This window comes from Streptomyces sp. NPDC060027, assembly GCF_042737005.1.
In the GTDB taxonomy this organism is placed as follows: Bacteria; Actinomycetota; Actinomycetes; order Streptomycetales; family Streptomycetaceae; genus Streptomyces.
Genome location: NZ_JBHWVI010000018.1, coordinates 1 through 12138, shown reverse-complemented (window position 1 = coordinate 12138; position 12138 = coordinate 1). Strand labels below are relative to the sequence as shown.

The window sequence follows — 12138 nt, the reverse complement described above, 5'->3', positions numbered from 1 at the left end:
CACCGATACTGAGAAAATGGGCAAACTTGGGCAATACGGCCCGGTGATCCGCGGGGGCGACCGCGTGCCGCCGAAGCCCGGGCCGCCGGAAGCCGGCCCGGAAGCCCGTCACCATTCAGCCGGCCGGCGTGTGCGGTCGTTGCTGAAGCCGCGCAGCGTCGCCGGTCAGGTCTTCCTCCTGCAACTGGTGGTCGTCCTGCTGCTCATCGCCACAGCCGTGGTGGCGCTCGTGCTCCAGGACCGCAATCGCGCGATCCGGGAGGCCGGCGACCGGTCACTGACGGTGGCCGAGACGTTCGCGAACGCCCCGGGCACCGCGGAGGCGATGAAGAGCAAGGACCCGACGGCGGCACTCCAGCCACATGCCGAGGTGGTGCGCAAGAAGACCGGCGTCGACTACGTCGTGGCGCTGAGCCCTTACGGCTTCCGGTGGACCCACCCGGACCCGGAACAGATCGGGAAGCACGTCTCCACCTCCTACGGCGAGGCGCTCGGAGGTGAGCCCCACCAGACCACGTTCGACAGCAGTCTGGGGAAGGCGGTCGACTCGACGGTGGCCGTCTTCGACGACAAGGGGACCGCCGTCGGCCTCATCACCGTGGGGGTCACGGTGGACAAGGTGGCCGGTGTGGTGCAGGACCAACTGCCGGTGATCTTCGCCGCCGGCGGTGTCGCACTGCTGCTGGCCGCGGGTGGATCGGCACTGGTCAGCGGGCGTTTGCGGCGCCAGACCGGGGGCCTGGGACCGGTGGAGATGACCCGCATGTACGAGCACCACGACGCGGTGCTGCACGCGGTCCGCGAAGGCGTGATCATTCTGGACGGTGACGGAAGGCTGCTGCTGGTCAACGACGAGGCGCGCCGGCTGGTCGCGCTGCCGCAGGAGGCCGAGGGCAGGCCGGTCACCGAACTCGGGCTGAGCCCGGCCCTGGCCGCACTGCTGGGATCGGGCCGGGCGGCCACGGACACGGTCTTCCCGGCCGGGGACATCCTGCTCGCGGTCAACGTGCGGCCGGTGGGTCCGAAGGGGGGCAGCGTGGCCACCCTGCGGGACACCACGGAGCTGCGCGCCCTCGCGGGCCGGGCGGACGTGGCGGGCGGGCGCCTGCAACTGCTCTACGAGGCCAGCACGCGGATCGGTACCACCCTCGACGTGACGCGCACCGCCGAGGAACTGGCCGAGGTGGCGGTCCCGCGCTTCGCCGACTTCGCCACCATCGAGCTGGGGGAGCCCGTACTGCGCGGTGGTGAACCGACGGGGGCGAACATGGAAATGCACCGCATCGCAGCCGAGGGCATCCGGGACGACGCGCCCCTGTACCCCGTCGGGACGCGTATGCCGTACGTGCCCGGCAACCCCGTGGCCATCGGTATGACCGCCGGCCGACCGGTCCTGGTGCCGCACCTCGCCATGGCCGACGGATGGCGCGCCCAGGACCCGGAGCGTGCCCAGCAGGTCATCGAGTACGGAATCCACTCCATGATCTCGGTGCCGCTCCGGGCTCGAGGCCAGTTGCTCGGGGTCGTGGACTTCTGGCGCTCGGAGCAGGACCCCTTCGAGTCGGACGACCTGTCGCCCGCCGAGGAACTCGCCGCCCGGGCGGCCGTGTGCATCGACAACGCCCGCCGGTACACCCGCGAGCACACCACGGCTGTCACCCTCCAGCGCAGCCTGCTGCCCGGCGCACTCCCCGAACTGTCCGCCCTGGAGGTCGGGCACCGGTACCTGCCCGCCCAGGCGGGGGTGGGCGGCGACTGGTACGACGTCATCCCGCTGCCGGGGGCCCGGGTGGCCCTGGTGGTCGGCGACGTCGTCGGACACGGTCTGCACGCCGCCGCGACGATGGGTCGCCTGAGGACCGCGGTGCACAACTTCGCCGCCCTGGACCTGCCTCCGGACGAGCTTCTCGCCCACCTGGACGACCTGGTCACCCGGATCGACCAGGACGCGGCAGCCGAGGGCAACACCGAGGCCGTCACCGGTGCCACCTGCCTGTACGCGGTCTACGATCCGGTCTCCGGGCGGTGTGTTCTCGCCCGGGCCGGCCATCCCGGTCCGGCGCTGGTCTCGCCCGACGGCCTCGTGACCTTTCCCGACATCCCCGTCGCCCCGCCACTCGGCGTGGGAGGAGGTCTGCCGGTCGAGACGGCCGAACTCCGGCTGGCCGCCGACAGCCGGCTGGTCCTCTACACCGATGGCCTCGTCGAGGCCCGCGGCCGTGACATCGACGTCGGGCTCGGCATGCTGAAGGAGGCGATCGTCCATGCGGACGGCACCACTCCGGACGACACCTGCCAGGCGGTGCTCGACACGATGCTGCGCACCGGGTCGAGTGACGATGTCGCCCTGCTCGTCGCACGCACCCGGCTGCTCGACCCGGAGCAGGTCGCAGAGTGGGAGGTGCCGGACGACCCCGCGGCCGTCGCCCGGATCCGCGCCGAGGCCACCCGCAGGCTGGAAACCTGGGGGCTGGGGGAGGCCGCCTTCACGACCGAGCTGATCCTCAGCGAACTGGTGACGAACGCCATCCGGTACGGAGGGAGCCCCATCGGCGTGCGGCTGCTGCGCGACCGCGACAGCCTGATCTGCGAGGTCGGCGACGGCACCAGTACCTCCCCGCACCTGCGCCGCGCGGCCTTCACCGACGAGGGGGGCCGTGGTCTGTTTCTCGTCGCGCAGATGTCCCGCCGCTGGGGGACCCGGTACACCGACCGAGGCAAGATCATCTGGGCTGAGCAGGCGCTCGACGCCGGATCGGCCGGGGACCTGGGCGCTCTCCTGATGGCGGACCTGTGACGCGGGGCGGAAACCGGACCGCCGCACGCCCTGGGTGTGCGCACGCCCGGAGCGTTCACGAGCCGGCGTCGACGGAGAAGTACGGGATCTTGGCCGGGTCCTGGCCGAAGGCGGCCCCGAGATAGACGGCCGACAGTTTGGCGAGCGTCCCGTCGTCGATCAGCTGCCTGATGATCCGATCCAGTTCGTCCTTGTTGGGTGACCCCATCGGGTACAGGGCGCCGTAACCCTGGTCGGTCCTGTACTGGCCCACGAGGCGCACCCTGGCCTCCCGCTCCTGGGGATACGCCAGCAGAATCGTCGTGTCGTGCACGACCGCGTCGATCCGGCCCTCCTCCAGCGCCGTGACCATCTCCGGGTCGTTGGGGAAGGCGGTGACGGGCTTGGTCGGCTTGAGTCTGTCCTCGACGAACTCCTCGCCCGTGGTGCCCTCGGCCACTCCGATGCGGGCGTCGCGGATGTTGTCCTGGTTGACCTTCTCACCGTCCCTGATCAGCACTCCCAGGGTCGAGGAGAGGTAGGGCGGGGAGAACTCGGCGACCTTGCTCCGTTCCGGGGTGATCGTGATCTGCGCCAGGGCCAGGTCGAAGTCCTTGGTCCGGCCGGACACGACCTCCGGGAAGGGCGCGTTCTCCACCTTCACCCGGTCGAGTCCGGACCGGTAGGCGATATTGGCTGCCATGCAGTACTCGTAGCCGCTCTTGACGGAGTCCGGCGTGTCGCCGTTCCACCAGCCGGGCGCCGGTAGCGTCGTTTTGACCGTGAGGGCGCCCGCCGTCCTGGGTGACAGGTGAAACTCCCCGTGATGTCCCGAGACCTGGCAGTCGCCGTAGTGGGCGTTCGGCGGATCCGACCCGCCCTGGTCACAAGCCGTTGTCGCGACGATGAGCGCCCCGCTGACGGCCACAGAGACGATCGCTGCCGCGGCGCGCATCATTGCACCTCCGGTAGGGGCATACTCCTTGAGTCACCATAAATCACCCCGAACCATACGACCGCCGGAGCCACGTGGTGAGGACTCGGGACGCGGGTCGGGTCGCCCGTCTTCCGGCGCTGTCGCACCGGCCCGCCGGAAGCGCGAGCCGTTCCCGGGGTCGTGCCGTGCCCCGGTGGTGCCCCACCCCGGTGTGATCGGCCGGGCAGCTGCCGGGAGAGGTCACGGAGCGGGTCGCCCATGGGACGGGACTCCCCGGGCCGACACCGGGCGCTCCTCCGATCGGGCTCGTCCTGGCCGGGCGGTCCGGAAAGCCGGAGGAGGCCGGGCCGGGATGGGTGTCCGGCCCGGGGCTTGCCGTCACGGCTTGCGCGCGAGGAGGTCTCGCGGGTGCCACCGTCGCCAGACCTGTGCGTCCTGCGCGGCGACGACGCCGGGGCCGGCAGGACCGCCGAACAACTCGGTGAGGCCCGCTCGCTCGCGACGGTCGGAATGTGCCGGTTAGCATCCGACGATGACGACGCCGGCGGACAAGCCCTTCCACGATGCGATGCGCCGAGCCGACGTCGACTGGTTGTCCAGCCACCTTGACGCGCAGCTCTGTTCGCCGTCCGTCTTCGGGCGTCTCGTCCGGCACGAGGATCCCCGACTGCGGTACCTGGGGCTGGTCCTGCTGACCGAGCGCGTCACGTCGGGCCGGACGGGCGTCGGGCCTCGGACGGCCGAACTCGCGGGGCTGCTGCCGGTATCGGTGGAGGGGCCGCCGGAGGCGGCGCTCGTCCTGGCGCGGCTCTATGAACGACTGGGGCCCCATCTCCGGGGGCGCCGCTGGCCGTCGTGGCGCACCGCCGAGCTGCCGGCACGGGTACGGATCGCCTGGCTGCGCGCCGAACTTCTGAACGAGCCGGCGGTGATCCGGGAGGAGTCCGCGGGCGAACTGCTGTACCAGGCCGTACGGGAGACGACCGTCACCCGCGCGCACCGGCCCGTCCAGCTCGTGAATGAGCTGGTGGACAGCGGCGACCCGGTGCTGCAGGCCGCGGCGCTGCGGTTGGCCCGGCAGGGGCTGCACTCCGGTCTGCTGGCTCCCGCACTGGTCCGCGGCCAGGTGATCAGCCTGCTCGGGGCCGGCAACGCGGACGTCGTCGTCGCCGTACTGGGTGAACTCGCCGAGCCGTGGGCGACGTTGGACTCCCTGCCGCCGGGACGCCTGTCTCCCTTTCTCGCTGCCGATTCGGTGATCACACGGCCCGAGGCGGCCGATGCCGCACTCGTGGCCGCGGCCCGTCACGGGCACGGTGGCCTGCTGCGGCAGGTCATCGACGACCCGGATCTGCCGCCGCGTCTTCGCCGGCGCGGAATGGAACTGCTCGGTGACCTGGCGGACCGCGGTGACATCGGCGCGTTGACGGTCATCGCCGCACGGGACCCCTTGCTGTTCGGCGGGCCGACGGTGACCTGCCTGCGCGGGCTCCACCGGCGCGGGCACTTCCCGGACGGTCCGCACGTCCCGTCCGTCATCGGCCTGGCACTGGCCGATCACTCGATCGCGCCCCAGGAGGTCGCGACGATCCTGTTCACCTGCCGGCAGGCGATGTTCCGTGTACTGGTGGACGCGGCCGCCGACGATCCGAGCTGGCCGCGACGGCTCGCGCTGCTGGTCGCCCTGGCCGAACAAGGGGCGGGGGAGCTTCCGATCGGGGACGCGATCACACGGGTTCTTCCCTCGGCTCCCGCGCCGGGGCCGTTTCTCGACGCGATCCGTGCCCTGCGCCACGCGGATGCCGAAGACGCCGTGATCGCCCTCCTGCCATCGGCGCCCGCAGCGGCCCTGAACGCCCTGGAGGCCATCGGCGGGCACCGGACGACGACAGCGCTGCGGGAAGGGCTCGCCCTCACCACGCAGGGGAGCGCGAGCGTGATCGCACCTCACCTCCGCGCGGTGCGCAGCCGCGCCCTTGAGGTGCTGTGGCATCTGACCCATGACCCGTCACAGCGGCGTGCCCTCCTCGTCCGTCTCGACCCCGCCGATCTGCCGGCGCGCATCGCGGCGGATCTCGGTGGCCCCGACGAGCAGGAACTGGCACTCCTGAGTTCCCATCTGGACCCGGACAAACCGGTGGCGGCACTGTGCACGCTGGCCGCCCACGGCGGCGCCGGCACGCTGCCGGCCATCGCGGATCTGCTCCTGCGCATCGTGGCCGAGCTGGCGGCGTCCCGGCAGTCGGGTGCAGCCGCCCCCCGACTCGAAAGCGCGGCGCCGGCCGGGGAGCCCGTGGTCCCCCAGGAGATCCTGGATGCCGTACACGGCCTGGGCCGTCGTCTCCACGAGCGGGGACGGATCAGGCCGTCCTGTCTGCTCGACGCGGCGACCGCACCCGAGGCCGGAAACGCGCTCGTCGCGACCATGGCGCTGGATCTGCTGGACCGGCCCGGATTGTCGAGCGGCGAGCAGGCGATCCTGCTCGAACTCCTGCTCCGAGCCCCCTGCCCGCGCACCCGCGCGCGAGCGCACCGCCTGCTGCGGCACCGCGACCGGCACGTGCGCAAGCACGTGATCGCGTTGCTCGCCCGCGACGCCACCGGGGACGACGCGCAGGCGCTGTCGGCGACCTTGATCGCACTGACCGCCGCCCAGGACATCCAGACCGTCCGACAGGCGCTGCTCGCCCTCGGTCACGCGCGGGCCCGCTGGGCCTGCACCACGATCGCCGCATGCCTCGGCCATCCGAACATGAACATCAAGAAGACCGCCGCCGAGGTCCTGGTCCGCGCGGGCACGCCCGCGGCGGTACCGGCGCTGCTCTTCTGGCTCGGGCGCCACGACAATCCGGGCCTGCGCGGCACGCTCATCGAGGCGCTGCGCGCCATCCTCGGCGACGCCTACCCGGCGACCGTCCTCGCCGCCGCCGAACACAGCGAAGACGGCCGCGCCCGCGAACTGCTGCTGGAAGGCCTCGACCGCACACTGCCGGCGCGCTCGGTCCTCGCACTGGACGACCAGGCAGCACGGGTGGCACCGAGCCTGCTCGCCCTGGTGGCGGCCGGCCGGGTCGGCCTCGCCTCCGGGACGATCGAGGACCTGTCGGCGGCCATGGCCAAGCACCGGATCACCACGCCCGCCGCGCCGCGGCCGGCGGTGGACATCGCAAGGGACGCGGACCTCGACGTCAGGTCGCTGACGGCAAAAGGCTGGAATCCGTCGGTCGCGCTGCGCATCGCCGAAAGGCCTGAACTGCCGCACCCCACCCGGCTGCGGGCGCTGCGGCCCATGCTGGCGGACTGGCTCCGCCTGGCCGGCTCCGAACCCGCTGTCCGAGGCCGCGTACTGCGGCTCACGCTCCTGCTCTGCCCCGCACCGTGGACGACCGAGGAACTGACGGCCTTCGCCCGGTCCACCAGAGTCCTGCTCGACGGGCTCGACGGGCTCGACGGGCTCGACGGGGCCCCGGCCACAGACCGGCACGACCTCATCGCGGTACTCCAAGCGGTCGCGCCCACCCTGCCGGCCGTCGAACAGTCGGCCGTCGCCGACGCGGTACGCGCGCTGCCTCCCGCACCCACGGCAGGCCCGTCCACACTCACGCTGCTCCGCAGCCTCGGCGCGGTGCTGGTCCACGCCGACCTCGAGCACGCACTCGCCTCAGCCCGGCTGGGCGCCGACCCCTGGCAGGCCGAGACCGCCGTGCTGCGGGACGCGTTCGCCGCCCCGCAGTCCGCCGCAGCCACCACCGCGCCAGCCAAGGCCGAGACCCAGGCGTGGCGGGCCGCGCTGGATGCCGCAGCGCGCACACCGAGCGCCCTGGAGGAATTCCGCCGATCCTGCCGCCGGCACGGCGACATCCCAGGCTCCCGGGACCGCCTGACCGCACTGATCGAGGTCTACGCCGCCGCCGGCCCCGAGGTCCGCGCCGCCCTCATCGACTGGATGACAGCCATCCAGCCCCTCGACGCACCACCCTGGACCATCGCCGAGACCACCCACGCGCCGGCGCCACGACCGCGGACCGTGCACATCGACGACCTCGACCAGCCCCGTTCGACCGCACTGCGGGAGCGCCTGCTGGCCATGCTGCAGGCCACCGCTCCGGACCGCCGGCACACCGCCGCCCTGGCGCTCCTGGAGTGGCCCGAGCCCGGGGCCAGGCTTCTCGTGCTCCGAGCGTTTCTGCGAGGCCGCATCGACGTACCCGTCGATGCCGAACTGGCCCGCACACTGAGCGCCATCAAAGAGACGGAACTCCGCGCGGACGGCATCCTGCACGACAGGGTGGCTCTCGCAGCAAGCAGGCTCGACCCGTGGGAGCTGGAACCGCTGGTCCCGCTGCTGCTGGAATGGTGGGAGCACGACCCGCCGTCCAGCAGCTCCGCAGCCGGGCGGGCGCTGCGCCGAGTTCCCGCCGACGTGCTGGCGGAGCGCCTCGCCGACCGCCTCGACGCCGGCGCCTGGGGGTTCCTCGACCTGCTCCACGGGCGTTCCCTGCTGCGCACCCCCGCGCTGACGCAGACCTGCCGGCGGCTGCTCGCCGAAGGGCGCGAGGACCTCGCGGACCGGCTGCTCCTCGTCGAGGGTCCGCTGCGCCGCCCGGACTCCGTACGGCAGGACGCCGCCGCGCTGGCAGCGCTCCGCGAGCGTGCCCCGGCCGCGCCGGCAGGAGCGTCACAACCCCCGTCCCGGCAGGAGCTGTTGAACCTGGCCCGTACCGGTGACCCGGTGCAGATACGCCAAGCACTCACGCGACTGGCCGAGGGACACAGCGGCCCGGACGCGGACCAGGACCCCGGCCTGCGGGACCTGATCGGGGAGCTGCTGCATCATCACAAGCCCAAGGTCCGCCTGCACGCCCACCGGACCTCGCGGGCCATGCTGGACCGGCAGACCTACCTGCACCACACGTCGCTCCTGCTGGACGATTCCCAGCCGGACCTGGTGCGCACGGCGATCCGGACGCTCTGCCACGCGACCTGGGCACCCGCGATCCCCGCCGTGACGCGCATGCTGGAGCACTCCCATCCCGTCGTCCGCAAGAGCGCGGCCGAGGGGCTGACAGGAATGGGCACGCAGGCGATCCCCGCTCTCAGACATGCCGCCGTTCACGCCCGTCCCGACAAACGGTCTCTCTACACAGCAGTCCTCGAACAGATCGCGACCGCCGAAGCGAGGTGATCAGCATGGTGGAGTGCGGAGTGCCAGGCATGCGGGCCACGTCGGATTCCTGCGAAGCAGGGCAGGAAACGGGATTTCGCTCTCAGGGCGAATCACCGTGCACCCCCAGTTCACCCAAGGCCTTTCTGTCATCGCCGCTGTGAGTACGCTCCGCCGGGTCTGTTGCACAGGTGGCTCGCTGTGTGCGGATTCCCAGCGTCCTCGGCCTCGGCGATCGTCCGACCGGATGAAGTTGTCCCACGCGCTGTCGGCACGGAGCCGAGCAGCGGAATGTGCGCGGTTCGTGTTCTTACGATGCCGCCAGGAGCGCCCCGCCAGAAGCCCCCGGCGAGTAGGGCCCGTGCGAGTCGGCCCCGTGCGATGCGGGCTTGTCCGACTCGGCTTCTTCGACTCCAGAAACGGCGGAATGCATGAGACCGATGATCTGTGGTGGCCGGCTCCGGACCTGGTCCGCTGTTGGTGCGACACTTCTGGTTCTGGCGGGGGCGGCAGCCGCCGGCCCCCCGGCTGCGGCGCACGACGACGGCCTCGGGCCCGCCATCGAGGCGATCATGCACAAGCCCGAATACAAGCACGCGCAGTGGGCCGTGCTGGAGACGGACCCGGAGAGCGGCCGGGTGATCCACTCCCGGTTCGCGAACCAGTTCTTCGTCCCCGGCTCGACGGTCAAGCTGGTCACCATCTCGACCGCCTGGCACACCCTCGGCCCGAACCACCGCTTCACCACTCCCGTGATGGCGACCGGCACCCGCACCGGGTCGACGCTGCACGGAAACCTGGCGCTGGTCGCCCAGGGCGACCTGACCATGGGCGGGCGCACCAAGCCCGACGGCTCGGTGGACTACACCGATATCGACCACACCGAGGCCGAACTCCCCGGCGCGACCCTCACCCCTGAGAACCCGCTCGCCGGCATCGACCAGATCGCCCGGCAGATCCGCAAGGCCGGCATCACCAGGGTCGACGGCAACGTCATCATCGACCCCCGCCTGTTCACCCCTCCGGCGCTGAACCCGCAGCCCACTCCGCTGATCCTCAACGACAACCTGATCGACCTGCTGACGACCCCGACCACACCCGGGCGGCCGGCAAAGCTGTTCTGGCGCCCGCAGGTCTCGCCGTATCACGTCACCTCCACCGTCAAGACGGTCTCCAGCGGCCAGGCCACCTCCGTCAACGTGACCGCCTCGCCCGACGGCACCCAGATCCACCTCTCCGGCACCATCGCCGCCGGTTCACAGCCGCTGCTGCGGATCTCGGCCATCAAGGACCCGAACGCCTTCGGCCGCACCGCGCTGATCGAGGCCCTCGCCCGCGCCGGCGTCACCGTCACCGCGCCGCCCACCGGCCCCAACCCGCAGAAGCAGTTGCCCGCCTCCTACCGCAACACCCCCCGTGTCGCCGCGTACGTCTCCCCGCCTTACAGCCAGTACGCCAAGCTGATCCTCAAGGTCAGCCACAACCTCGGCGCCAACCTGGCCCTGTGCAACATGGCCGTCGCACGCGGCAGCAAGAACTGCTTCGACGCGTTCCCGATCGAGCACGACTTCCTCACCGACGTCGCGCACGTCGACCCGACCCAGTTCCAGCTCTCCGACGGACGCGGCGGCACCCCGCCCGAGCGGGTCACCCCGAACGGCCTCGTCGAGCTCCTCACCTACTGGCTGCACACCCCCGACGCCACGGCCTTCCGGAAGCTGCTCCCGATCCTCGGCGTCGACGGCTCGAACGGGATCTCCTGCACCACGAACTGCCCGGCCAAGGGCAAGGTTTTCGCCAAGCCCGGCACGATCATCGGTGACGACCAGCTGAACCAGCAGCTCGCGGCCACCGCCCAGAACGAGGCGGGCTACCTGCGGACCGACGACGGCCGTCTGCTGACCTTCTTCGTCGGCGTCAACGGCGCCGCCACCCCCGACCTGCAGAGCTTCCTCAGCATCTTCAACGACGTCAACCAGATCACCGCCCTCCTCCAGGAGCAGGCCTCGGCACACGAATAGCGCTCCGCCGGCACCGCCGCACCACCGCCCGGGGGAGCGGGGTCCGTTTCGAAAACGAGGCGACCCCAGTGTGCTGTGCACACTCCGGCGTTGGTGCGGCGCCCGGGAGGCAGGAGTCCTTCCCGGCAGACCTCAAGCCTGGCCGTTGGCTTCTTGGGCGATGGCGTCGGCCACGCGTCGCTTGGTGATCTCTCGGCCGCCCGGCCGCTAGGCCGTGTATCGAAAGTAGATCTTGATTCTGGATGATCATGCGCCATCGAGTGTGACGTGGTCGCGGGCCACGGTCCAGCATAAAATGCCTGATCACATGGGGTGTGCGAGTGTTATCGTCGTCCACATGCCTGAACTGATCCCACCTACCGGTCGACTTCAGCCTTCATGGCTTGCGGCGCGTGACGAGTGGTCTCCAGGCGCTCACCAAGCCGGTTCTGGCTTGGGCCTCATGCCCGAGGCTGACCTCGACGACCCCGCCGTCTTCTCGGCGTGGGTAGAGCAACTGCAGCAGCAGTCGGACAGGTCAGTTGCCCTGAGAGGTGGGTGGGTCCACGCCACCCACTGGTGGATCGTCGAGGGCGACAGCTATCTGGGAGCCATCGATCTGCGGCACCGCCTGAACGCCTTTCTGCTCCATAGCGGCGGGCACATCGGATATAGCATCCGGCCCTCCGCCCGAAGGCGCGGCCTGGCCACGTGGGCTCTCGGGGCTGTTCTCCCCGAAGCCCGTGCGCTCGGTCTGGGCCGCGTCCTCATCACATGCGACGACGACAATGCCGCATCGGCGCGCACCATCGAGCGCAATGGCGGCGTTCTGGAGGACGTCCGCACCACCGACGAGGGCATCAAGCGCCGATACTGGATCACACTGTAGGCAAGCGGTGTGGTGGCGCTGGTTACAGCCACTCGTTGATGGCCGCGACCAGCACGGTGGCCTCGTAGCGGACCGAGAGCTTGTCATATCCGGTGGCCACAGCACGGTTGCGTTTGAGGCGATTGATGCCGCACTCGACCGCGTGGCGCTCGCGGTAGTCGGCCGGATCGAAATGTGGCGGCCGGCCGCCACGGGAGCCGACCTTCTGGCGGTTGCGCGCCTGGTCAGCCTTGTCCGCGATGGTGCAACGGACCCCGCGGCGGCGCAGGAAGGCGCGGTTCTTGCGGGAGGCGTACGCCTAATAGGCGTTTAGGGCTGGGAGTTGGATCAGCTCTGGGCAGGGGCCGAGCGAGATGTCTTGCTGTATGCCTG

5 protein-coding genes are annotated in these 12138 nt (G+C 71.0%); 4 read left to right on the top strand and 1 reads right to left on the bottom strand.

Translation table 11 applies throughout. The annotated features are described in order from the left end of the window. The first annotated feature begins 16 nt into the window (after positions 1-16). Entirely contained in the window at positions 17-2797 is a 2781-nt protein-coding gene (locus ACFWBT_RS07155; protein ID WP_385696964.1) for a SpoIIE family protein phosphatase, read from the top strand. Between the two features lie 55 nt (positions 2798-2852). Here the strand turns inward: ACFWBT_RS07155 and ACFWBT_RS07150 are convergent, their stop codons facing one another. Further along, positions 2853-3731, bottom strand: coding sequence for an ABC transporter substrate-binding protein (locus ACFWBT_RS07150; RefSeq protein WP_385696962.1), 879 nt, complete (start codon positions 3729-3731; stop codon positions 2853-2855). A 514-nt stretch (positions 3732-4245) separates the two neighbouring features. Between ACFWBT_RS07150 and ACFWBT_RS07145 the strand changes: the two genes are divergently transcribed. From ACFWBT_RS07145 to ACFWBT_RS07135, 3 genes are all read left to right on the top strand, one after another. Next, complete coding sequence (locus ACFWBT_RS07145) at positions 4246-8898, top strand: HEAT repeat domain-containing protein (protein WP_385696960.1); 4653 nt, start codon at positions 4246-4248, stop codon at positions 8896-8898. 410 nt (positions 8899-9308) lie between these two features. Continuing rightward, on the top strand, positions 9309-10898 hold the full coding sequence (gene dacB, locus ACFWBT_RS07140) for a D-alanyl-D-alanine carboxypeptidase/D-alanyl-D-alanine-endopeptidase (protein WP_385696959.1): 1590 nt from the start codon (positions 9309-9311) through the stop codon (positions 10896-10898). Positions 10899-11340: 442 nt separating this feature from the next. Next, positions 11341-11766, top strand: a complete 426-nt coding sequence (locus ACFWBT_RS07135; RefSeq protein WP_385696958.1) for a GNAT family N-acetyltransferase — start codon at positions 11341-11343, stop codon at positions 11764-11766. Positions 11767-12138: the final 372 nt, after the last annotated feature.